This window comes from Burkholderia semiarida, from assembly GCF_029268935.1.
GTDB lineage: Bacteria > Pseudomonadota > Gammaproteobacteria > Burkholderiales > Burkholderiaceae > Burkholderia > Burkholderia semiarida.
Genome location: NZ_JAHLCL010000008.1, coordinates 502732 through 524268 on the forward strand (window position 1 = coordinate 502732; position 21537 = coordinate 524268).

The 21537-nt window shown below is 69.5% G+C and carries 21 protein-coding genes and 1 pseudogene; 13 read left to right on the forward strand and 9 right to left on the reverse strand.

Annotation, left to right across the window (positions count from 1 at the left end; all coding sequences use genetic code 11):
- Positions 1-52: 52 nt before the first annotated feature.
- From KPB06_RS25560 to KPB06_RS25580, 5 genes are read left to right on the forward strand one after another with little or no spacing between them, the layout of a single operon-like run.
- Positions 53-1012 (forward strand): glycosyltransferase family 2 protein, encoded by a 960-nt coding sequence (locus tag KPB06_RS25560; protein WP_059583028.1) that lies wholly within the window; start codon positions 53-55, stop codon positions 1010-1012.
- Between the two features lie 43 nt (positions 1013-1055).
- Entirely contained in the window at positions 1056-2201 is a 1146-nt protein-coding gene (locus KPB06_RS25565; protein WP_226223823.1) for a glycosyltransferase family 4 protein, read from the forward strand.
- Between the two features lie 10 nt (positions 2202-2211).
- A complete protein-coding gene (locus KPB06_RS25570) occupies positions 2212-3678 on the forward strand; it encodes a glucose-6-phosphate isomerase (protein WP_275905954.1) in 1467 nt (488 codons plus the stop codon).
- Positions 3675-4859 (forward strand): glycosyltransferase family 4 protein, encoded by a 1185-nt coding sequence (locus KPB06_RS25575; protein WP_275905953.1) that lies wholly within the window; start codon positions 3675-3677, stop codon positions 4857-4859. Before KPB06_RS25570 ends, KPB06_RS25575 begins: the two co-directional genes overlap by 4 nt.
- Entirely contained in the window at positions 4859-6025 is a 1167-nt protein-coding gene (locus tag KPB06_RS25580) for a glycosyltransferase family 4 protein (RefSeq protein WP_059583017.1), read from the forward strand. The genes KPB06_RS25575 and KPB06_RS25580 overlap by 1 nt, the downstream gene beginning before the upstream one ends.
- Before the next feature lie 162 nt (positions 6026-6187).
- Here KPB06_RS25580 and KPB06_RS25585 read toward each other — a convergent pair whose 3' ends face one another.
- A complete protein-coding gene (locus KPB06_RS25585) occupies positions 6188-7423 on the reverse strand; it encodes an MFS transporter (RefSeq protein ID WP_059583014.1) in 1236 nt (411 codons plus the stop codon).
- 153 nt (positions 7424-7576) lie between these two features.
- On the opposite strand from KPB06_RS25585, the gene KPB06_RS25590 reads away from it, so the two are divergent.
- Positions 7577-8047, forward strand: coding sequence for a winged helix-turn-helix transcriptional regulator (locus tag KPB06_RS25590; protein ID WP_181035465.1), 471 nt, complete (start codon positions 7577-7579; stop codon positions 8045-8047).
- A 151-nt stretch (positions 8048-8198) separates the two neighbouring features.
- Here the strand turns inward: KPB06_RS25590 and KPB06_RS25595 are convergent, their stop codons facing one another.
- On the reverse strand, positions 8199-8972 hold the full coding sequence (locus tag KPB06_RS25595; RefSeq protein WP_059583011.1) for an AraC family transcriptional regulator: 774 nt from the start codon (positions 8970-8972) through the stop codon (positions 8199-8201).
- Positions 8973-9007: 35 nt separating this feature from the next.
- The gene (locus tag KPB06_RS25600; RefSeq protein ID WP_006479474.1) at positions 9008-9349 is read right to left on the reverse strand and encodes an FKBP-type peptidyl-prolyl cis-trans isomerase; all 342 of its coding nucleotides are present in this window, start codon (positions 9347-9349) and stop codon (positions 9008-9010) included.
- Positions 9350-9930: 581 nt separating this feature from the next.
- Between KPB06_RS25600 and KPB06_RS25605 the strand changes: the two genes are divergently transcribed.
- Both KPB06_RS25605 and KPB06_RS25610 read left to right on the forward strand, forming a co-directional pair.
- Entirely contained in the window at positions 9931-10854 is a 924-nt protein-coding gene (locus tag KPB06_RS25605) for a metal-dependent hydrolase (RefSeq protein ID WP_059583163.1), read from the forward strand.
- Positions 10855-11297: 443 nt separating this feature from the next.
- Positions 11298-12779, forward strand: a complete 1482-nt coding sequence (locus KPB06_RS25610; RefSeq protein WP_059583008.1) for a sigma-54 dependent transcriptional regulator — start codon at positions 11298-11300, stop codon at positions 12777-12779.
- 37 nt (positions 12780-12816) lie between these two features.
- On the opposite strand, the gene KPB06_RS25615 is transcribed toward KPB06_RS25610, so the two are convergent.
- Positions 12817-13203, reverse strand: a complete 387-nt coding sequence (locus KPB06_RS25615) for a GtrA family protein (protein WP_059583005.1) — start codon at positions 13201-13203, stop codon at positions 12817-12819.
- A 618-nt stretch (positions 13204-13821) separates the two neighbouring features.
- Between KPB06_RS25615 and KPB06_RS25620 the strand changes: the two genes are divergently transcribed.
- Complete coding sequence (locus KPB06_RS25620; RefSeq protein ID WP_081059116.1) at positions 13822-14070, forward strand: hypothetical protein; 249 nt, start codon at positions 13822-13824, stop codon at positions 14068-14070.
- 227 nt (positions 14071-14297) lie between these two features.
- Here KPB06_RS25620 and KPB06_RS25625 read toward each other — a convergent pair.
- Positions 14298-14633 (reverse strand): annotated as a pseudogene (locus tag KPB06_RS25625) (transporter substrate-binding domain-containing protein); the annotation flags it as partial.
- A gap of 88 nt (positions 14634-14721) precedes the next feature.
- Between KPB06_RS25625 and KPB06_RS25630 the strand changes: the two are divergent.
- Both KPB06_RS25630 and KPB06_RS25635 read left to right on the forward strand, forming a co-directional pair.
- On the forward strand, positions 14722-15141 hold the full coding sequence (locus tag KPB06_RS25630; RefSeq protein WP_059583003.1) for an MbcA/ParS/Xre antitoxin family protein: 420 nt from the start codon (positions 14722-14724) through the stop codon (positions 15139-15141).
- Complete coding sequence (locus KPB06_RS25635; RefSeq protein ID WP_059583000.1) at positions 15138-15839, forward strand: RES family NAD+ phosphorylase; 702 nt, start codon at positions 15138-15140, stop codon at positions 15837-15839. Before KPB06_RS25630 ends, KPB06_RS25635 begins: the two co-directional genes overlap by 4 nt.
- A 55-nt stretch (positions 15840-15894) precedes the next feature.
- Here the strand turns inward: KPB06_RS25635 and KPB06_RS25640 are convergent, their stop codons facing one another.
- Positions 15895-16626 carry a metallophosphoesterase gene (locus KPB06_RS25640; RefSeq protein ID WP_059582997.1) on the reverse strand — a complete coding sequence of 244 codons (732 nt, stop codon included), beginning with the start codon at positions 16624-16626 and terminating at the stop codon, positions 15895-15897.
- Between the two features lie 133 nt (positions 16627-16759).
- On the opposite strand from KPB06_RS25640, the gene KPB06_RS25645 reads away from it, so the two are divergent.
- Entirely contained in the window at positions 16760-17413 is a 654-nt protein-coding gene (locus KPB06_RS25645) for a DUF1345 domain-containing protein (protein WP_059582995.1), read from the forward strand.
- Between the two features lie 6 nt (positions 17414-17419).
- Here the strand turns inward: KPB06_RS25645 and KPB06_RS25650 are convergent, their stop codons facing one another.
- Together KPB06_RS25650 and KPB06_RS25655 are read right to left on the reverse strand one after the other, a co-directional pair.
- Positions 17420-18088, reverse strand: a complete 669-nt coding sequence (locus tag KPB06_RS25650; RefSeq protein WP_059583161.1) for a glutathione S-transferase — start codon at positions 18086-18088, stop codon at positions 17420-17422.
- Positions 18089-18185: 97 nt separating this feature from the next.
- Positions 18186-18893 (reverse strand): class I SAM-dependent methyltransferase, encoded by a 708-nt coding sequence (locus tag KPB06_RS25655; RefSeq protein WP_059582992.1) that lies wholly within the window; start codon positions 18891-18893, stop codon positions 18186-18188.
- 317 nt (positions 18894-19210) lie between these two features.
- Here KPB06_RS25655 and KPB06_RS25660 point away from each other — a divergent pair, with 317 nt between their 5' ends.
- Positions 19211-20863, forward strand: a complete 1653-nt coding sequence (locus tag KPB06_RS25660) for a DUF3459 domain-containing protein (protein ID WP_059583158.1) — start codon at positions 19211-19213, stop codon at positions 20861-20863.
- A gap of 69 nt (positions 20864-20932) precedes the next feature.
- Here the strand turns inward: KPB06_RS25660 and KPB06_RS25665 are convergent, their stop codons facing one another.
- Positions 20933-21517 (reverse strand): thiamine phosphate synthase, encoded by a 585-nt coding sequence (locus tag KPB06_RS25665; protein WP_059582989.1) that lies wholly within the window; start codon positions 21515-21517, stop codon positions 20933-20935.
- Positions 21518-21537: the final 20 nt, after the last annotated feature.

Sequence of the window (21537 nt, forward strand, 5' to 3'; positions counted from 1 at the left end):
CGACACCGGGCCGGCGCGCGCCGCATCGGCCCGGCCGAATGGAGAACCCTCGATGAAAATTTCCGTGCTCGTTCCGACCTACCGGCGTCCCGCCGACCTCGCGCGCTGCCTGCTGGCGCTGCAGCGGCAGCAGCGGCTGCCCGACGAGGTGATCGTCGTCGCGCGCCCGGAGGACGACGCCACGCACGAACGGCTCGCCGACCCGGCGGTCGGCGGCGCGCTGCCGCTGCGCATCGTGCCGGTCGACGTGGCCGGGCAGGTCGCCGCGCTGAACAAGGGGCTCGACTCGGCGGGCGGCGACATCGTCGCGATCACCGACGACGATGCGGCGCCGCACCCCGACTGGCTCGCGCGCATCGAAGCCGCGTTCCTGTCCAACCCGCGCGTGGGCGCGGTCGGCGGGCGCGACTGGGTGCACGAGAAGGGCCGCGTGCTCGACGAATCGCGCGAGCGGGTCGGCCAGCTCACGCTGTCGGGCAAGATCGTCGGCAATCATCACCTCGGCGTCGGCGGCGCGCGTGAAGTCGACATGCTGAAAGGCGCGAACATGAGCTACCGCCGCGCGGCGATCGAACGGCTGCGCTTCGATACGCGGCTGCGCGGCGCCGGCGCGCAGGTGCACAACGACATGGCGTTCAGCATGGCCGTGCAGCGCGCGGGCTGGACGCTGCTGTACGACCCGGCGATCGCCGTCGATCATTTCCCGGCCGAGCGCTTCGACGACGACCGGCGCGATGCGGCGTCGCTGAACGCGATCGGCAACGGCGCATACAACCTGCAGCTGACGCTGCGCGAGCATCTGCCGCCGCTGCGGCGCGAGATCGCGTGGTGGTGGTGGACGCTGGTCGGCACGCGCGTCTATCCCGGCTTCGCGCACGTGCTGCTGTCGCTGCCGAGCCCGCGGCGCGCCCGCGTGCTCGCGCACTGGCGCGCGGTGCGCCGCGGCGCGCGCGATGCACGCCGCACGAACCTCGCCCCCCACCGTGCGGCGATGCCGCCGGTGACGTCTTGAACGGCCTGCGCGCCTCGCGCGCGGCCATGCCCGGAGGGCTCGCATGACCACCAAGGCTGCAACGAACGTTCACGTCCATTTGTTCTACGGCGCCGATCCGCGTACCTACCGGAAAGGCGACGGCATCGGCTGCCTGTACGGCTATCACCACGCCGAATCCGACGAATTCCGGCTGACCTATTCGCAGGACGTGCGCGAGAACCGCGTCGTGAGCCTCGCGCGCCGCGCGCTGAAGGCGGCGCTCGGCTTCGACGTCGTGCATGCGTGGCGCAACCGCGCGGCGCTGCGCGCCGCCGACGTGATCTGGACGCACACCGAGCAGGAGCATCTGGCCGCCGCGCTGATCCTGAAGCTCGCCGGCGCGCAGGGCAAGCGGCCGCTGCTGCTCGCGCAGAGCGTGTGGCTGTTCGACAAGTGGGACGGCTTCGGCGGCCCACGCCGCTGGCTGTACCGCAAGCTGCTCGCGCGCGCCGATGTGCTGACCACGCTCGCCCGCGACAACGCCGAGCTGTGCCGCCGCACCCTCGGGCGCGAAGCCGAGTTCGTCTATTACGGGCTGAACACGCAGGATTTCCCGCCGGTCGAGCCGCGGCAATGGCAGCCGAACCGGCCGCTGCGGATCGCCGCGATCGGCAACGACCGCGACCGCGACTGGCGCACGTTTCTCGCCGCGTTCGGCGGAGACGAACGCTACGACGTGCGGCTCGCGACGCGCCGCCGCGTGCCGCGCGAGTGGCATGCGCCGAACGTGAAGATCGGCTCGGCATCGGGGCTCGCGAAGCAGCACGAGCTGTACGCGTGGGCCGACGTGATCGTCGTGCCGCTGCGGCCGAATTTCCACGCGTCGGGTATCACCGTGATGCTCGAGGCGGCGGCCGTCGGCAAGCCGATGATCGTGTCCGACGTGGGCGGCCTGAGCGACTACTTCCCGCACGATACGGCCGCCTACGTACCGGCGTTCGACGCGCAGGCGATGCGCCAGGCCGCCGACCGCTTCGTCGCCGATCCGGCGGCGGCGCTCGACTGCGCACGGGCGGCCGCCGCGTGCCTGCGCGAGCGCAACCTGACCACGCAGGCGTTCGCCGAGCAGCACGTGCGGATCACGCGCGACATGCTGCGCCGGCGCCGCACGCCCGCGGCGGCGGACGTCGCGATGCCGCTCGCGGATTCGAGCGCGTCGTCGCGGTGAGCGCGGATCGATGAGTACGATTGCCGCCGAACGCGCGCCGTCGCGGGCCCGCAGCTGGTTCGCCGAGCCGAAGCACTGGGCCGGGCAGGCCGGACTGTGGGCGTTCACCGCCGCGCTGATCGCCGTCCACCAGGGCAAGGTGCTGACGCTCGCGTTCCCGGTGCTGGCCATCGCGGTCGGCATCTGGCTGTATTTCAAGAGCCCGGCGCGCTATGTCGGCTTCATGTGGTGGGTGTGGTTCCTGAGCCCGGAAGTGCGGCGCCTGGCCGACTGGTCGAAGGGCGCGTTCACGCCGACGAGCCTGATCCAGGTCGCGCCGCTCGCGGTGACGATGATCGCCGGCCTGGGGCTCGTCAGGCATTACCGCGTGCTCGCGCAGCGGCGCGGGATTCCGGTGCTGCTGATGCTGTTCGGGCTCGTGTACGCGTACCTGGTCGGGATCGTGTCGAGCGGCGTGATGGCCGCGACCTACGACCTCGCGAACTGGCTGTACCCGATCCTGATCGGCTTTCACATCATGGTGAACGCGCGCAACTATCCGGAGTATCGCGACGTGCTGCTGTCCACTTTCATGTGGGGCATGCTCGTGATGGGCGTGTACGGCGTCGTGCAGTATTTCGTGATGCCGCAGTGGGACGTGCTGTGGATGGTCGGCTCGCAGATGGGCTCGCAGGGCGAGCCGGTGCCGTACGGCGTGCGCGTGTTCAGCACGATGAATTCGTCGGGGCCGTTCGCGTTCGCGATGATGGGCGCGCTCGTGTTCGTGCTGGTCGCGCCGCAGAAGATCCGCTGGTTCGCGGGCGCGGCCGGCTTCGTGTCGTTCGCGCTGTGTCTCGTGCGTTCGACCTGGGGCGGCTGGGTGATCGCGCTCGCGATCCAGCTCGTGCAATCGAGCAACCGCGTGCGGATGCGGATCCTGATCAGCGGCGTCGTGCTGGTCGGGCTGTGCGTGCCGCTGCTGACCGTCGGGCCGGTGGCTGACCGGCTCGGCCAGCGCCTGCAGTCGATCACCAACCTGAAGGACGATCGCAGCTACGACGACCGCAACAAGTTCTACGCGACCTTCGCGCAGACGGCGTTCACCGACGTCGCCGGCGAGGGGATGGGCGCGACCGGCGCGTCGACGAAGCTGTCGAGCGACAGCGGCGAGCTCGGCAAGTACGGCAGCTTCGACAGCGGCGTGATGAACGTGCCGTTCGTGCTCGGCTGGCCCGGCACGCTGCTGTATCTCGCCGGCGTCGTGATGCTGTTCGGCCGCACGCTGCGCGCGGCGTTCAAGCTGTGCAAGGACAAGTTCGTCGGCGCGTGCCTGAGCCTGTGCCTGTCGACCTTCGCGATGCTCGTGTTCACGAACTCGCTGATCGGCACCGGCGGCCTGCTGATGTTCACAGCCATTTTTTCGATACTTGCCGCGGCGCACTGGCAGAAGGCGCAACGCCTGCTGGCCGCCGCGCGTTCACGGGGAGGCGACCATTGAGAATCGCGATCGTCACGCACGTCGTGCGACATAACGACGGGCAGGGCCGCGTCAATTACGAAATCGCGCGCGCGGCGCTGGCCGAAAACTACGAGGTCACGCTGGTCGCGTCGCATGTCGCGCCCGAGCTGCTGGCCGATCCGCGCGTGCGCTGGGTGCCGGTGAAGGTCGGGGCCTTCTGGCCGTCGAATCTCGTCAAGCAGCAGGTGTTCGCGCTGAAAAGCGCGGCCTGGCTGCGCGCGCACCGCGGCGAATACGACGTGCTGCACGTGAACGGCTTCATCTCGTGGATCGAGGCCGACGTGAATACCGCGCACTTCGTGCACGGCGGCTGGTTCAAGAGTCCGTACTATCCGTTCGGGCCCACCAAGGGGCTGTGGTCGGCTTACCAGTACGTCTACACGCGCGTGAACACCGTGCTCGAGCGCTGGGCGTACAAGCGCTCGCGCGCGATCACCGCGGTATCGCAGAAGGTGGCCGACGAGATCGCCGGGCTCGGCATCGACAGTCGCAAGATCAGCGTGATCTACAACGGCGTCGACGGCAGCGCGTTCGCGGGCGCGCAGGCCGACCGTGCGGCGTTCAAGCTGCCGGACGACGCGTTCCTGCTGCTGTTCGTCGGCGATCTGCGCACGCCGCGCAAGAACCTCGGCACCGTGCTGAAAGCGCTGACGAAGCTGCCCGCGAACGTGCATCTGGCGGTGGCCGGCTACCTGCCCGGCAGCCCGTATCCGGAAGAAGCGCGCGCGCTCGGCCTCGATTCGCGCGTGCATTTCCTCGGGCTCGTGAAGAACATGCCGACGCTGATGCGCTCGGTCGACGCGTATGTCTTTCCGTCGCGCTACGAAGCGATGAGCCTGTCGCTGCTGGAGGCGATGGCGGCCGGGCTGCCGGTCGTCACCGCGCGCACGGCGGGCGGCGCGGAAATCATCACGCGCGAGTGCGGGATCGTGCTGGAGGACCCGGACGATCCGGCCGCGCTCGCGCAGGCGATCGGCTCGCTCGCGGCGTCGCGCGACACCTGTCGCGCGATGGGCGGCGCGGCCCGCGAACTGATGACCCGTTTCGGCTGGGCGCACATGGGCGCCCAGTACGTCGCGCTTTACCGGCGCATCGGCCAACCCACGCAGCCGTCCGCGTTCGAGCGGGTCGAGCATGCAATCACGCAGGAGCAACCGTGATGTCCCAATCCTCCCGGCCGATCAAATCGTTGCAGATCGGCATGCACTGGTTCCCCGAACGCGCGGGCGGCCTCGACCGGATGTACTACTCGCTCGTCGGCGCGCTGCCCGGCGCGGGCGTCGAGGTGCGCGGGCTCGTCGCCGGCTCGCCGAAGGTCGCCGACGACACGGGCGGGGCGATCCAGGGCTTCGGGCCCGCGTCGCAGCCGCTCGCGCGCCGGATGCTCGCCGCGCGGCGCGCGCTGCGCGACGAGATCCGCACCGAGCGGCCCGACGTGATTTCGTCGCACTTCGCGCTGTACACGTTCCCTGGGCTCGACGTGACGCGCGGGATTCCGCAGGTGTCGCACTTCCAGGGGCCGTGGGCCGACGAAAGCCAGGTCGAGGGCGCCGCGTCGCTCGGGCAGCGCGCGAAGCGCTATCTCGAACAGGCCGTCTATACGCGCTCGTCGCGGCTGATCGTGCTGTCGCAGGCGTTTGGCCAGATCCTGACGAACCGCTACGGAATCGATCCGTCGCGCGTGCGCGTGATTCCCGGCTGCGTCGATACCGCGCAGTTCGACACGCCGCTCACGCCCGCCGAGGCGCGGCACAAGCTGCAACTGCCGCAGGACCGGCCGATCGTGCTGGCCGTGCGCCGGCTCGTGCGGCGCATGGGGCTGGAGGACCTGATCGACGCGATCGGCCTCGTCAAGCGCCGTCATCCGGACGTGCTGCTGCTGATCGCCGGCAAGGGCAAGATCGGCGAGGAACTGCAGCAGCGTATCGACGAAGCCGGGCTGCAGGACAACGTGAAGCTGCTCGGCTTCGTGCCCGACCACCATCTCGCGGCGCTGTACCGCGCGGCGACGGTCAGCGTCGTGCCGACGGTCGCGCTGGAAGGCTTCGGGCTGATCACCGTCGAATCGCTCGCGTCCGGCACGCCGGTGCTGGTCACGCCGGTCGGCGGGCTGCCGGAGGCGGTCGCCGGGTTGTCGAACGATCTCGTGCTGCCGTCGACGGGCGCGGACGCGATCGCGGAAGGGCTCGGCGGCGCGCTGTCGGGCGCGATCGCGCTGCCCGACGAGGCCGCATGCAAGCGCTACGCGCGCGAGCATTTCGACAACGCGGTGATCGCGCGGCGCGTCGCCGGCGTGTACGAAGAGGCGATCCAGGCGGCAGGCTGAACGCCCGCGGCGCGCGCCGCGGGCGCCGCACCGAAGCGGGTCCGAAGCGGGACCGAAGCGGTCCGAAAACCCCACCGGCGCGCGTGCGTGGCCGGTTCGCGTGCCGGCCGTCCGGCAAAGGCGGGCCGGCTTTTCCCGTCCGATCCGCATGGCCGGCGCGCATCACGCGCGCCGGAGCGTCGCGGCCCATACGCCGAGCGCGGCCACGCTCACCCCCGCCCCGAGCACGCACACGCCTGTCCATCCGGCGCGCGCATACATCATCGTCGCCGCGATCGCGCCGAGCCCGCTGCCGGCCGAATAGAACAGCATGTAGCAGCCGACGAGACGCGCATGCGCGTCGGGCCGCGCACCGAGAATCATGCTCTGGTTGACGACGTGCACGGCTTGCCCGCCCACGTCGAGCAGCACGATGCCGACGACCAGCAGCGCAATCGACGTATTGCCGAACGCGAGCGGCAGCCACGCGCACGCGAGCAGCGCGAGTGCGGCGCCTGTCGTCGCTTCGCCGCGCCCGCGATCCGCGAGCCGGCCCGCGCGGGCGGCGGCCGCCGCGCCGAGTGCGCCGACGAGGCCGAACGCGCCGATCTGCGTGTGCGACATCGCGTGCGGCGGCGCGCTGAGCGGCAGCACGAGCGCGGTCCAGAAGATGCTGAACGCCGCGAACATCAGCAGCGCGATCGCGCCGCGCACGCGCAGCACGCGTTCGTCGCACAGCAGCGACCCCATCGAGCGCAGCAGCGCCGCGTAACCGATGCGTTCGCGCGGCGCGTGCATGTCGGGCAGCAGCCGCGACAGCACGACGAGCATCGCGATCGCGAGCGCGCCCGACACGAGATAGACGGCCCGCCATCCCGCGACGTCGGTGACGACGCCCGCCAGCGAGCGCGCGGCCAGCAGCCCGACCACGACGCCGCCTTGCGCGGCCCCCACGACGCGCCCGCGTTCGCCTGCGCCGGCGAGCGCGGCCGAGCACGCGATCAGCCCTTGCGTCATCGCGGTGCCGAGCAGCCCGACCGCGACCATCCCGGCCAGCAACGCGACGCGCGTCGACGCGGCGGCCACGCCGACGCAGGCCGCGGTCAGCAGCAGAAGCTGCACGGCGATCAGGCGCTTGCGGTTCACCAGGTCGCCGAGCGGCACGACGAACAGCAGGGCGAGCGCGCAGCCGAGCTGCGTCGCGGTGATGACGCCGCCGACGGCGGCCTGCGACACGCCGAAGTCCCGCGCGATCGAGTCGAGCAGCGGCTGCGCGTAGTAGACGTTCGCGACGCTCGCCGCGCAGCACGCGGCCAGCAGCGCGACGCGCGCCGGCGACAGGCGGCCACCCTCGGCAGAATGGATCGCATCGATGGGCGTGCGAGCGGCAACGGTGCCGGAATGACAGGACGATCCCATGGTTCCCTTGTGCAATGTAGTTGCAATTTAAAACTGGTTTGGAGTGTAGGGAAACAGGTTTTAAAATGCAACCTGTTGAGTGGCGGGCCAGAGGCCCGTGCACGGATGGCCGGCATGCCCGCGAAGGCGGCCGGCATGCTTGCGGAGAGGAACATGGCCAGACAGAAAAGTCTTGCGGATTCGCCGTGCCCGGTGGCGCGCGCGACCGATATCGTCGGCGATCGCTGGGCGTTGCTGATCGTGCGCGACGCGTTCGACGGCGTGCGCCGCTTCGGCGATTTCCGCGCGAGCCTCGGCGTCGCGAGCAACATTCTGTCCGACCGGCTGAAGATGCTGGTGGACGCCGGTGTGTTCGACGTCGTGCCGGCGTCCGACGGCACCGCGTATCAGGAGTACGTGCTGACCAAAAAGGGCGAGGGGTTGTTTCCGGTCATCGTGATGCTGCGGCAGTGGGGCGAGGCGAACCTGTTCGCGCGCGGCGAGCCGCATTCGGTGCTGGTCGATCGCAGTACCGGGCGCGCGATCCGCAAGCTCGCGCTTCGGCACGACGACGGCCGGCCTTTGAAGGCGGCCGATACGGCCGTCAGGAAGATCGGCGACGAAGCCGGCGCGGCACGGCGGTAAGCGTCATGGGCGATGGTTGCGCCGCCGGATGGTCGTCGATCGTAGGCAGCGACGGACATGCGATGTTTCGGCGGGACGTGAAGCGTCGGTACGGCTGCGGGTGTTGTTGCCTGCTATGTGCGTCGATATGGATTCAGCGAGGCCGATGCGTTCAATGCCGTTCACCGCGCCAGCGTCCCGGCGCGATGCCGAAGCGCTTCGTGAACGCATGCGTGAACGTGCTTTGATCCGCGAAGCCGACGCTGCCCGCGATGTCGACGAGCGAATGCCGGCCGTCGGCGAGCAGCACGACCGCTGCGTCGAGCCGCAGCCGCTGCAGATAGCGATGCGGCGTTTCGCCGAATGCGTCGACGAACAGTTGATGAAACCGGCGCATCCCGTAGCCGCAGTGCGCGGCGAGATCGGCGATGCGCAGCGGTTCGGCGAGGTGGGCGCGCAGCCAGCGGTCGATGCGCGCGAAATCGAGGCCCGACGCAGGCGCGGCGATGCCGGCATCGTCGAGCAGCGCGTCGCACAGGCGCGCGGCGGCCTGCCACTGGAAACGGTGCGCGGCCGCCTGCCGTGCGTCGCCGTCCGGCGCATCGTACTGCGCGGCGGCCGCCGCGACCTGCGCGACGAGCGACGTGAGCGCCGGGTCGATCGACACGGCACGTGCATGGTCGAACAACCGCTGCGGCACCGCGAGCGACGCGAGGGGAAGGTTGAGCACCAGCTGGCGATTCTCGCCCAGGCCCGCGTAATCGTGGCGCGCACCGGCCGGAACCAGCCACGCGCCGTGCCGGTCGAGACGCTGGCTGACGCCGTCCACCGCCATCACCATCGCACCGTCGATGCCGAGCACGATCTGGTGAAAGTCGTGCACATCCGACGCTTCGAGCGTGTCGTAGCGTTGCAGCGCGACGGTGGGGGACGGAAGGTGCGCCATGGGGCAGCGCGTCAGCCGGCGGCTCGCGTGCCGTGTCAGACGTCGAGCAGTTCGACTTCGAACACGAGCGTCGCGTTCGGCGGAATCACGCCGCCCGCGCCGCGCGGGCCGTAGCCGAGTTGCGGCGGGATCGTCAGGCGACGCACGCCGCCGACCTTCATGCCCTGCACGCCTTCGTCCCAGCCCTTGATGACCATGCCGCCGCCGAGCACGAACGCGAACGGGTCGTTGCGATCCTTGCTCGAATCGAATTTCTGACCGTCGGTCAGCCAGCCCGTGTAGTGGACGCTTACCGTCTTGCCGGCTTGCGCTTCCGCGCCGGTGCCTTCGGTCAGGTCCTCGTACTTGAGGCCCGATTCGGTCGTGATGACGGACATGATTTCTCCTGAAAGAGGTTGCGTGAAACCGCTATTGTAGGCGAGCGGGCAGTGGGCCGGCGCGCACGGATTTCGCGCCGCCGCACGCGTGCCGGCAAGCGTGGCGGGGCGCCGAGCGCACCACCGCCCGAAACGCAATTGGAACGCGCGTTTGAATTTTTCGCGAGCCGCTCGGGCCAAGGTTGCACCATGGGGGTGCGCGGCGCGTATGAATCGATGTGACCGGCACGCGTCGCCGCCCGCTGCGCGACGGGTGCCCGATGCGGTGCAAGGCCCGCCGCACGGGGCTCGCGGGCCGACGTGGGGGCGCGGCGCCGCGCCCGGGACCGCGTTCGTCAGTGCACCTCAGCGTTCGAATCGCAACCCGTCCGGGCGTCGTCCGAGCGCCATTTTTTCCGCCTTGCGGACCGCGCGCTGTTTGGAAGCGCGCATCTACCGTGCAGCTTGCGTGTGCCGGCGCGCGCGGCCTATCTTTACATCTGTCGATGTCATGATTTTGGCGGTGCGCGATGCGCCGCCCGGGCTTGCGCCGGCCGCGTCGTACGATGCGCCGGCCGCTCCGCAACAGGAGAACGATGAACATGAAGTCAGCCGCTTGCGCCACCGCAGCCGGGATCATGCCGGTGCGCCGCGACCTGCGCTTCGACCTGCCGGTCGAGCGCGCGAAGGACTGGCATGGCCTCGGATCGCACGTGACCCATTTCTTCAACGCGCTGTCGCTGCTGTTTCCGGCCGGCGAGCGCTTCTTCATGGATGCGGTGCGCAACTATCGCGACCGGATCGACGATCCCGTGCTGAAGCAGCAGGTGCTCGGCTTCATCGGCCAGGAGGCGATGCATACGCGCGAGCACGTCGAATACAACGAGCTGATGCAGGCGAACCGGCTGCCCGCGCGCAAGCTCGACCAGCGCGTGTGGAAGGTGCTCGGCTACATGAAGCGCAAGCTGCCGCATTCGGTGCAGCTCGCGCACACGGTCGCGGCCGAGCATTACACGGCGATGCTCGCCGACTGGCTGCTGCGCGACCCGACGCGCCTCGACGGTTCGGTCGAAGGCTACCGGCAGATGTGGATCTGGCATGCGCTGGAGGAAACCGAGCACAAGGCCGTGTCGTTCGACGTGTGGAATGCCGTGACGGAGCCGGGGCTGCGCCGCTACCTGATCCGCATCGGCGTGTATCTGCTGACGACGCTGACGTTCTGGCCGACCGTGTTTCTGATCCATGTAACGCTGTTGTGGCGCGATCGCGGCGCCGGGCATCACGCGCGCGGCATGCTGCGCACGATCGCGTTCCTGTACGGGCCGCGCCGCGGGCTGTTCCCGCGCATCGCGGGCGAATGGCTGAGCTTTTTCCGGCCGGGCTTCCACCCGTGGGATCACGACAATCGCCACCATCTCGCGCGGGTCGACGTACTGGCCGCCCGCTACGGCCAACACGGCGGCACGCCGGCCGGCCGCGGCCGCGGCCGCGCGAACGCGCCGGCACCGCTCGCATCGGGCCGCTGACCCGGCCCCGCCGCGCGGCGGGGCGCTGAGCATGTTGCGTTCGTGCATCAACCGGCTTCTTTCGGCGATTGACGAAAATCAACCGGAATCGATCTCCCGGGCGCCCGCATGCCCGGCCGACCGGTTGCGCGCACCGGCGCCGGCGCGCCGGCCTTGCATGCGCCGCGTCGCGCGGAATCGCCGCGCGCCAGCACCGGCGCGGCTTTGCGCGTGCAGGGCCGGGCCTTTCCGGTCGCGCGCGGTGCCTGCCACAGGGATAACACCCATCTAGCCGCAGGCCGGCCGCATCGATATACCGTTCATGACAACGTCCACCTCACGCGCGATTCATGCGCAGGGGGATTTTATTCGGACGGAAATACGGCCAATATGTCGGTTCGATCGTGTCCGTCGGATGCGACGGCGAGCCGGCGCGCGATACCAACGCCAAGCGGGGAATAACGATGGTTGCAAGGTCACCCGACGCAAACGGGCAGGCGGCGCCCGAGATGACGGACGTGTCCGTCACCGCTCCCGAGGCCGGACGCAAGCTGTTCGTGATCATGCGCACGCCCGACGAGCCGTTGCTCGCGCAACTGCGCGGGCTCGGCTGGGAGATCTCGGTCGCGAAGACGGCCGGCGCCGCGCAGAACATGACCTCCGGCGTGAGCGTGGCTGCCGGGCTGGTCGATTTCACCGGGTTCACGTCGCGCGACTATCCCGCGCTGAAGATGTGCCTGAGCCAGCCGGCGATCGGCTGGATTTCCATCGCGCAGGCCGGCATCACGATCGGCCCCGCCGTGCGCGAGCTGATCCGCAGCTATTGTTTCGACTACGTGACGCTACCGCTGCCGTACGAATGGATTTCGCACGTGCTCGGCCATGCACGCGGGATGGCCGCGCTCGATCGTGTCGACGGCGCGGCCTATGCGGCGTCGATCGGCGAACACGGGATGATCGGCAACTGCGAGGCGATGCAGCAGTTGTTCAGCACGATCCGCAAGGTCGCGAAGACGGACGCGAGCGTATTCATCTCGGGCGAGTCGGGCACCGGCAAGGAATTGACGGCGCTCGCGATTCACGAGCGCTCCAGCCGCGGCAAGGGGCCGTTCGTCGCGATCAATTGCGGCGCGATTCCGCATCACCTGCTGCAGTCGGAGCTGTTCGGCTACGAGCGCGGTGCGTTCACCGGCGCGAACCAGCGGCGCGCGGGCCGGATCGAATCGGCGAACGGCGGCACGCTGTTCCTCGACGAAATCGGCGACATGCCGGTCGAAAGCCAGGCGAGCCTGCTGCGCTTCCTGCAGGAGGGCAAGATCGAGCGGCTCGGCGGACAGGAATCGATCCCCGTCGACGTGCGGATCATCTCGGCCACGCACGTCGATCTCGACGGCGCGGTCGAGGCCGGGCGCTTCCGCGCGGATCTCTATCACCGGCTGTGCGTGCTGCGCATCCACGAGCCGCCGCTGCGCGCCCGCGGCAAGGACATCGACATCCTCGCGCACTACGTGCTGCAGAAATTCAAGGCCGACAGCGGCCGCAAGATCAGCGGTTTCACGTCGGCCGCGCTCGACGCGATGCGGCGCTACGAGTGGCCCGGCAACGTGCGCGAGCTGATCAATCGCGTGCGGCGCGCGATCGTGATGGCCGAGAGCCGGCTGCTGACGCCGCACGATCTCGGGCTCGACACGCCCGGCGAAACCGAACCGGTGACGCTCGAACAGGCGCGGGCGCTGGCCGAACGCACCGCGATCGAGAACGCGCTGCTGCGCAACGACCACCGGATCAACAAGGCCGCCGCCGAGCTCGGCATTTCACGCGTGACGCTCTACCGGATGATGATCGAACACGGGTTGAACGATCACGACGGCAACGGCGGCAATGGCGACAGCGGCGGGCACGACGGCGCGCCATCGGGCGACGCGGGGCATCAGCGGGTCGGCTGAGCGGCATGCGCGATGCCTGCGATGCGTGCGGACCGGCTTAGCGATAGGTCCACAGCCGGTGCAGCGCGAACGTGACGGGCGGCACGCACAGCACGACCGCGACGATGCTCCATGCGTGGGCGAGGCCGAGCGCGCCGGTGCCGTGCGCCAGCAGCATCGTCACGGCGAGGCCGGCCGTCGCGACCACGAGAAAGCGCGCGAAGTTGCCCCACGTCACCGGCGACGCAAAACTCCACAGCGTGTTGGCGAGATACGAGAACGCGGTCGAGCAGACGAACGCGGTCGCGTTCGCGATGACGGGCGTCGCGTCGAACAGCGCGAACATCGCGGCCGCGATCAGCGCATGCAGCGCGGTCGAGCCCAGGCCCGACACGCCGAAGCGGATCAGTCTCGTGCGCTCGGCGGCGTGAAAGGTTCGGATCATCGTGGGCGCTCGTTTGCGTGAAGTCGCTGGAGGTCGCGTGAGCTCGCGTGAAGCGGTGTCGCAGTATAGCCATGCGATTGGCCGCTGCGTCCAGCGGCGACGTCCGGTGCGTCTAATTGCCGGCGTGGGCATGTAAAGCGCATGAAACATTTCGCGTCGGCCGCCCGGCGAATTTCCGCGTCGAACCGGGCCGATCGGCCAGCCTGCCGCCGGTAAAAATTCCGCGTCCCATTGTTCAGCCTTATTCCGCAAGGCCTCGCCGTTGCCGGGCCGGCGCATGCCCGCGCCCCGATGTTTCAGTTTCGTAACTTCCGGCGGGCCACGCCCGATGCGGCCGGCGGCCGGCCCGATCATCGCCTTGTCCGGCCGGGCTCGCGTGGGGCTGGCCCGGTCCTTGCGACGAGAGACGTGCGAGAGTCGACGACACGAGGTCCATCCGGTCACGCAGCGAAAGCTTCCCGTACCGGCCAGGACGCAGTCCGCGGGGATGCGGCGGCCGAGCGCGGTGCAGCGCAGCAGCCGCGCCGCGGCGAGCACGGAACGTCGTCGCCTGATCGCCGGGGCATCGGCATTGTCCGGTTGCCGGAACACACATCAGACAGCAAACGGGGTAGAAAAATGATCGATCATCACACGCCGCGGTCCGCAGGCCGCGATCGCAGTGATTCGGGACATCGCCGCTCGAACGTCGCGCTTGCGGCCGACCGGCATGCCTCGACAGGCCATCTCTCCGCGCCCGGTGCGAGGCGGATCCGGCTGGTTGCCGGTCATCCGCGCCGGGTCGGCACTTTCCTGCACGCGAACCCGATCCGCATGGGCATGTGCGCACGGGCGCCGATGCCGCGACGCCCGGTCTTCGCCTATTGACCCGAGCGGCACGAGGTCCGTTCGCATGGCCATCTTTTCCGCGAACGATTGATCTGTCATCCGAACGATGGCCGACGCATCGTGCTGCGCGCGATGCAAGACGACAGGCATTCGATGCAACGGCGAACCACGCGCCGCCGTTGCCATCCGGTTGAAGGGGAGGGGCGGTCGGACGCGCGCGACGGAAAAGCGGTATCCGTACGCGCGCGACGCCGTTTTTTCAACCGCCGTAGCGCCGCGTCGAGGCGGCCGGCGATCAGGTCGGCATACACGCCGTCCTGGTTCTGATACGACACGACGTTCGCGCCGTGCTTGCCCCAGTACGCCTTCGCGTACGTCTCCTGCGTCGTGCCCTGCTCGACGCCGGTCGACTTGCCCTTCAGCGATTCGGCGGTCGGCAGCAACGACGAGCCTTTCTTCACGACGAGCCGCGTCGGCGGGTTGTAGATCTTCGTCATGAAGCCGATCTGCTGCGCGCGCCGCGGCGTGATCGACACCGACGACCGCACCGCGTCGAACTTCTTCGCCTTCAGCGCCGGAATCATTCCGTCGAAATCGTTCTCGGGCACGAGCACGGTCGATGGTGCGACCCTTGCAAAAATACAGGAATGGACTAATCTTGTTAGTAAATTCGTTTCGAGACTAACGATCATGTCACAGCCTGCCTATGAATCGCATTCCGCCGTGCCGCGCGCTTCGGTCGCGCAGATGTCGGCGGCCGGCCTGCGTGCATTTTTCAACATCGCGCGCGACTGGGAACTGACGATCGACGAGCAGATCGTGCTGCTTGGCTCGCCCGGCCGCTCGACATTCTTCAAGTGGAAGGCCGCGCCGGAATCGGCGCGCCTGCCGCGCGATACGCTCGAGCGGCTATCGCTCGTGCTCGGCATCTACAAGGGGTTGCAGATCCTGCTGCCGCAACCCGCCGCGGCCGATGCATGGATCAAGCGGCCCAACGATGCGGCGCCGTTCGGCGGCAAGCGCGCGCTCGACCGGATGCTGGCCGGCAACGTCGGCGATCTGGTGGCCGTCCGGCAATATCTCGACGCGATGCGGGGCGGCTGGGCGTGACGATACCGACCGAAGTGACCCGGTGGCCCACGACCACCGTCGACTGGGCGCCCGCCTATCGTGTGATTCCCACCCGTTTTCCCGCCATCAACCTGTTCGATCGCGTCGCGTCGGCGGACGATTTCGACGCGCTCTACGCGCTCGAATCGCTGACCAACGACCGCATCCGCAACGAAGTCGGCACGCTCGACCTCGTGCCGCCCGCCGAGCGTCGCTACGGGCAAGGCTGGGGGCCGATCATGGCCGCATTCACGCACCTGAATCCGCTGGGCAGCCGCTTTTCCGACGGCAGCTACGGCGTGTTCTACTGCACCCGCTCGCGCGACACGGCGATCGCCGAAACGCGCTATCACAGCGGGCTGTTCCTCGCCGCGACGAAGGAGCCGCCGATGCGCCAGCAGATGCGGCTCTATACCGTGTTCGCGCACGGCGACGTCGCCGACGTGCGCACGTGGCCGCAGCGCGATCCCGCGTTGCTGGATCCGGCCGACTACAGCGTCGGGCAGGCATTCGGCCGCGCGGTGCGCAATGCAGGCGGCGCGGGGATTCTCTATCCGTCGGTGCGCGACCCGCGCGGCGAGTGTCTCGCCGCGTTCCGCACGACGCTGCTGCGCGACTGCCAGCATGCGGCCTATCTCGAATACAACTGGAACGGCTCGGCCGTCGATGCGGTGTTCGAACTGAATCAGGTCGGCTAGCGTTCGCCTGGCCCGGGCCGGCTGGGCGCGGTGTACCGTTGCGCGGCCCGGCGCGTCAGGGCAGCGGCCAGTCGCCTGCGCGGCGTTCGCGCGCTTCGGCCTGCGTCATCGACAACGTGTGGCCGGTGCGCGGCTCGGCGAGCGTCAGCCGCCCGGCCGGCGCGAACGCACCCGTGTCGATGAACCATTGCGCGCCGATCCGCTGCGGCGCACGCACGGGCGTGTGCCCGGTGCACGTCAGCGACAGTCCGGCCTGCCACCCGGGATCCGCGAGCCCCTGCACGAGATCGCGGCCCCAGATCAGCCGCTCGCGCACGTCGTGCGCATAACTGCCCGTATCGAGATCCGCATCCGAGCCGAAGAATTCGGCATGCAGCACGTTGAAGCGCGCCGGGCCGTCGCCGATCACGCGCACGAGCGGCAGCGCGTCAACGCGCGCCGCATGCGCGCGCAGCCGCTCCGGCGGCAGCTCGGCCCCCCAGTCGCCGCCGATGCCGCGCCACGCGTCGAGTGGCAGCTTGCCGTGCGCGACGAGGCTCAGCACTGCCTCGTGATTGCCGCGCACGACGTGGCACCACGGCCGGTCGAGCAGGTCGAGCGCGGTTTCGGAGGCCGGGCCGCGGTCGACGAGATCGCCGACCGAGAACAGCCGGTCGCGGGCCGGATCGAAGCGGACGTCGTGCAGCAGCGCGCGCAGCACGTCGACGCAGCCGTGCAGGTCGCCGACGACGAAGTCGCGGCCGGCCGTGTTCGCGGGATGGCGGCAGAGCAGGGCGGTGGCGGTCATCCCCTTATCTTAGGCGCTCGCGCCCATCGCCACGCCACGATGGAATGAGGATAATCGGGGCGCGTTACGTGTCGGCGCCGGGGCTCTCCCGCGCACCGGCCGAATCCTTTCCATCCGCTTTCGGAATCACACGATGACGTTTTATCCGCAGGTATTACGCAACCGGCCGCGCATGGTCGCGGCATTCGTCGCCGGCGTGCTGTGCGCGGTGGTGCTGCCGTTTCCGCTGCGTCCGACCGCGCGCGCGCTGATCGGCTGGGATTGCGCGGTCTGGCTGTATCTGGTGCTGATGTGGGTGCGCATGGTCACCGCGCATCATCACAAGGTGCGCGAAGTCGCGATCCGCGAGGACGAAAACGCGACGACCGTGCTGACCGTCGTGTGCCTCGCCACCGTCGCAAGCGTGGCGGCGATCGCGATCGAACTCGCGACCGCCAAGAGCGTCGGCTTCAGCGCGGGGCTCAGCCACTACGCGATCACGGGCGCGACGCTGTTCGGCGCCTGGTTCCTGATCCCGACGATTTTCACGCTGCACTACGCGCGCCTCTATTACGGCTCGCCGAGCGGCGATCGTGCGCTCCGTTTCCCGGACCAGCACCCCGAGCCCGATTATTGGGATTTCCTGTATTTCGCGTTTACGCTCGCGGTCGCGTCGCAGACGGCCGACGTGTCCCTCGCGAACCGTTCCGCGCGCCGTTCGGTGCTCGCGCAGTCGATCCTGTCGTTCTACTTCAACATGGCCGTGCTCGGCTTGTCGATCAATGTCGCGGCGGGGCTGCTGAGCTGACGCCGGTTACTTGAGCAGGTCGTACCGGCCGCCGCGTTCCAGCGCACGCCGGTACGCGGGCCGTGCATGGATCGCGTCGAGAAAGCGCGCGATCGCGGGATACCGGCTGCCGCCGCCGCGTGCGGTCGCGGCCTCGAGCGGAAAGCTCATCTGGATGTCGGCCGCGCTGAAGCGGTTGCCGACGAACCAGCCGGTGCGCGCCAGCGCGCTGTCGACGTGGCCGAGATGCAGGTCGATCTGCGGATCGACGAAACCCGACTGCAGCGTCGCGGCGATCTTGCGTGCGATCGGCCGCGCGAAGAACGGCATCGGCGCATGCGCGATCCGCAGCGCGACGAGCTTGAGCAGCAGCGGCGGCATCGCCGACCCTTCCGCGTAGTGCAGCCAGTATGTGTAGTCGTGCCGCTCCGGCGAGCCGGGCGGCGGCGCGAGCCGCCCGTCGCCGTAGCGTGCGACCAGGTATTCGATGATCGCGCCCGATTCGGCGAAGGTGCGACCGTCGTCGGTCACGACGGGCGACTTGCCGAGCGGATGGATCGCGCGCAATTCGGCCGGCGCGAGCATCGTCTTCGGATCGCGTTCGTAGCGCACGATCTCGTACGGCACATCCAGTTCTTCGAGCAGCCAGAGCACGCGCTGCGAACGCGAGTTGTTCAGGTGATGGACGGTAAGCATGTCGAGGCCGGAAGGGGGCGGGAACGACATCATACCGAGCGCGGGCGGCGCGTTCGCGAAAGGCGTGATGCGTGCCGTCGCACGTCGCGTCGAACCGTCACGTGCGCCGCACCGCGATCCACGCGCCCCAGAACAGGCTCGCGAAAAAACGCAGCGGCGCATCGAAGCCCGCGTCGCGCAGCAGCGCGAACACGGCTTCCTCGGACGCGGGCGGATCGGCGCCCTGCAGGATCTTCGCGAGTTGCGCGCGCACGGCGTCGGGCGTGGCGCCCTTCATGCGCCAGCGTTGCTGCCACGCATCGAGCAGGCGCGGGTGATCCGCGTAGCGGCGATGGTTGCCGGCGAGCACGAGCGGCGCGCCGGGCTTCAGGCGTCGCGCGATCGCGCGCAGCAGCGCGGCTTTCGCGTCGTCGCCCGGTACGTGATGCAGCACGCCGATCAGCGTCGCGCCGTCGAACGCGGGTGCGTCGGGCAACGCGTCGACGGCATCCTCGACGAACGTCGTCCGCGCGCCGAAACCCGCGGCTTCGACGTTCGAGCGCGCGAGCGCGAGCATCGGCGCGGACGGGTCGACGGCCGTGAATTGCCAGCCCGGTTCCAGCGCGGCCGCGACGCAGATTTCCTGGCCCGTGCCGCCCGCGCCCGCGACGAGCATCCGTGCATCGGCCGCACCGATCGCCGACGCGAGCATGCAGGCGGCGAGTTCGTGGCAGGCATCGTAGCCGGCGAGCGCGATGCGCGATTGCTCGGCATATTCGTGTGCGCGTGACGGATCGAATTTCGCGGCGCTGGCGGGAAGCGACATGGCGGAGTCCTCGAGTCAGGGGGCGGACGACGTGTCCGCGAACGTGACGCAAAGCGTAGGTGCGCGAGGCCGGCGCAACAAGGCGAGCGGTCATTCCGGTATGCCGACTACCCGACTCGCCGGCACGTGCCGGCCGGCGGTTACGACCGCTGGTTTGCCGGGGTCGATTCGCATTTAAAAATGTCTGACCACGCCGCATCGCGGCGGCAAATCCGGCGCATACTCGTTTCTCCCCCCGCCTGGCCTTCGCATGCCGGGCCCCGATGCGCTGCGCCATTGGCGCGGCCATGCCGCTCGGTACGCACGAGGAGCGCATGATGTCCGATTGTCCGCACGATCCGTACGCGCAGCACTACATCCACTGCTTGCCGTTTGGCGCGCAGCCCTGCGGCGCGCTCTGCACGACGCCGCGCACGCATTTCCGCGTGTGGGCGCCCGGCAGCACGCACGTCGAGCTCGAACTCGATACCGGCTACGGCCCGACGCTCATCCCGATGACGAGTGCCGGCCCGAACTGGTTCGAAGTCTTCGTCGATTGCGGCGCGGGCGCGCGATACCGCTATCGTCTCGACGATACCGTGTCGATTCCCGATCCCGCGTCGCGCTCGCAACCCGAAGGGCTCAACGGCCCGAGCGAGGTCGTCGATCCGCGCGCGTTCACGTGGCGCAATACGTTCTGGCACGGGCGCGCGTGGGAGGACATCGCGCTCTATGCGATCCGCCCGCACGCGGTGGGCGGCTTCGACGGCGTGCGCCGCCGCCTGCCGCGGCTCGCGCGCCTCGGCGTGACCGCGCTGGAGCTGCTCGCGTCGCCGCACGACAGCCTGCCGTTCGCGCCGCTCGCGGCCGAAGGCGGCCCGGCCGCGTTGAAGGCGCTGATCGACGATGCGCATGGCTACGGTCTCGCGGTGCTGCTCGAGCTCGACTATGCGCGCTTCGGCAGCGGCACCGATGCGCTTCGCCACTACGCGGGGCCGTTCTTCCATACGCGCGACGATCCGTTGCAGGCCGCGCCGCTCGCGCTCGATCATCCGGAAGTGTGCGATTTCTTCTGCGACAACGCGCTGTACTGGATCGACGAATACCGCTGCGACGGGCTGCGCCTGCGCGAAGCCGACCGGATCGGCGTGTCGTGGCTGCGCGAGATCGCGGATCGCGTGCGCGCCGCCGTGCCGGCCGACCGGCTGATCCACCTCGTGCTCGGCAGCGAGCGGCATCCGGCGCATCTCGCCGATACCCATTTCGATGCGCAGTGGAACGGGTGCGGCGAGCGGGCGCTGCACCGGCTCACGGGGCGCGACACGTCGGCGCATGAAGGCATTTCCACGCATCAGTCGATTCACACGCTCGCCCGCGCGCTGACCGCGGCCGGCGCGGCGTACCAGCCGGCCGCATCGGCGGACGGAATGGCCGCCGAAGGCGGCCTGTCGCTGACGTCGCTCGTGCTGTCCGATGGCGCCTGGCGCGACACCGGCCCGGGCGACAGCGGGCAAGCGGCCGGCCTGGCCGCGCTCGCGCTGTCGCTGCTCACGCCGCAGATCCCGCTGATCTTCGACGAAACCGCGCGCGACATCGATCGTGCGCATTTCGTGCAGTCGGCGCTCGCGGTGCGCGCGAAGCTGATCGCGCCCAGGCTGTCCGATTGCCGGCCGCAGGAAGCCCATGCGCTGAAGGCGAACGGCGACGGCGATGCCGACGCGCTGTGCGCGTCGTGGCGGCTTGCCGACGACGAGACGTTGACGATCGCGTTGAACCTGTCGCCCGATGCGGTGCCGTTCGACGCGCCGGGCGGGCGGGTGGTGTTCGAGACGCCGGCGCGCGCGCGCGACCGGGTCGATGAAGGGGAGTTGCCGCCGTATTCGCTGGTCGCGTGGCTGACCGGCGACGTCAACCACTATGCGCTGACGCACGACGTGCGTCGCATCGACGACGGTTCATGGCGCGCGATGCGTCCGCACCTGAACGCATGAGCGCATGAACGCCTGAGTCGATGAACGTGTGAAGCGGCGGGGCCGGCAGCGCTGCCGGAGGGGGCCGAATTACCAGAACCCGCGAATGCCCGCGATCCCGTACGCGCCGTGACGGCGCGCGTCGTCGAGGTGTGCATGGGTCAGGCCGCCGAGCGCGAACACGGGCATCGCGGCCTGTGCGGCCAGCATGCCGAATTGCGCCCAGCCGAGCGTCGGCGCGCCGGGATGACTCAACGTGGGCAGCACCGGCGACAGCGTGACGAAATCCGCGCCGGCGCGCGCGGCCAGCAGCAGATCTTCCGGTGAGTGGCACGCGGCGGACACCCATCGTCCGGCCGGCAGCGGCCGTTGCGCGACAGCGGGCAACGCGGCGCCGTCGAGATGCCAGCCGGCGCCGTCGAGCCGCATCACGCCGGCTGCCTCGATCGGGCCGTTCAGCATCAGGTGCGCGCCGGCCGCGTCGCAGCGCGCGAGCGCCGCGGCGGCCAGCGACGCGAACGCGGCCGCGTCGAGCGATTTGACGCGCAGTTGCACGAGCGTTTCGCCGCGCGCGAGCACGGCCGACAGCCGGTCGAGGAACGCGGCCCGATCGGCCGCCGACGCGGACGCCGGTTCCGGCGTGATCACGCAGCAGCGCGGCAGCGGCGCGTTCATCGCGCGATGCGACGCGCGGC